The sequence below is a fragment of the Alteromonas sp. MmMcT2-5 genome, assembly GCF_022348315.1.
Classification (GTDB): domain Bacteria; phylum Pseudomonadota; class Gammaproteobacteria; order Enterobacterales; family Alteromonadaceae; genus Alteromonas; species Alteromonas macleodii.
The window spans coordinates 1-1,036 of the sequence record NZ_JAKRFB010000138.1 but is presented as its reverse complement, the minus strand read 5'-3'; the positions used below and the strand labels follow the sequence as shown (position 1 = coordinate 1,036).

Below are 1,036 nucleotides of genomic sequence, written 5' to 3'. Positions count from 1 at the left end.
GGCCTAATTTTTAAACTCTAATTTTGCAGTTTAGGCCAATATACCGCTGTTTTAGGTCGGATTTCGACCTTATTCCGGGTTATTCCCGGATTTCAGACAGATCTTGGCTGTCGTCGTAGCATCTGGTCTACTTTAAACAGGTTTGCCAAGGTGAATAGCATGGCTAACTGTGAGTCATTTTTTATCAATCCCTTATAGCGAGCTTTGATAAAACCAAATTGGCATTTGATGATGCGAAACGGGTGTTCAACTTTTGCTCGGATGCTGGCTTTTAAATATTCGATGTTGATGACAGTTTTGTTTTTGCAGGGATACTTTTTCAGTGCCCGCACCTTTCCGGGACGCTCAGCAATCAGCCATTCCACATCCTTTTCTTTAAGTTCTTCACGCTTCTCTGCGCCTTGATATCCAGCATCGCCAGAGATGAATTCCTCATCGCCATGCAACAGGTTCTTCATCTGATTCAGGTCATGTTCGTTGGCGGCAGTGGTCACCAGCGTATGCGTCAGGCCACTCTTGGCATCCACTCCTATATGGGCTTTCATGCCGAAGTGCCATTCATTACCTTTTTTAGTCTGGTGCATATTTGGGTCACGCTCATTCTTTTTATTCTTGGTGGAGCTGGGTGCTTCAATAATCGTCGCATCCACCAGTGTACCCTGCGTCATCATCACACCGCACTCCGACAGCCATTGGTTGACCGTTTTGAATAATTGGCGAGTCAGCTTGTGCTTTTCCAGCAAGTGCCGGAAGTTCATAATGGTAGTGCGGTCAGGAATGGCTTTATCCAGTGACAGTTGCGCAAACTGACGCATTGAAGCAATCTCGTACAGCGCGTCTTCCATGGCTTCATCACCGAGGCTATACCATTGCTGCATACAATGAATGCGGAACATGGTTTCCAGTGGATACGGGCGGCGGCCGTTGCCAACTTTAGGATAAAAGGGTTCAATCACTTCCAGCAGTTGAGTCCACGGCAACAAGTTGTCCATCCGGGATAAGAATATCTCTTTACGGGTCTGACGGCGCTTGCTGG

At 47.0% G+C, this 1,036-nt stretch carries 1 protein-coding gene; it reads right to left on the bottom strand.

Annotated elements, in window-relative coordinates; translation table 11 throughout:
* Nucleotides 1–92 precede the first annotated feature (92 nt).
* Nucleotides 93–1,036, bottom strand: a 944-nt coding sequence (locus MHN09_RS21305; protein WP_239241847.1) for an IS5 family transposase, incomplete at its 5' end; no start/stop codon positions are given.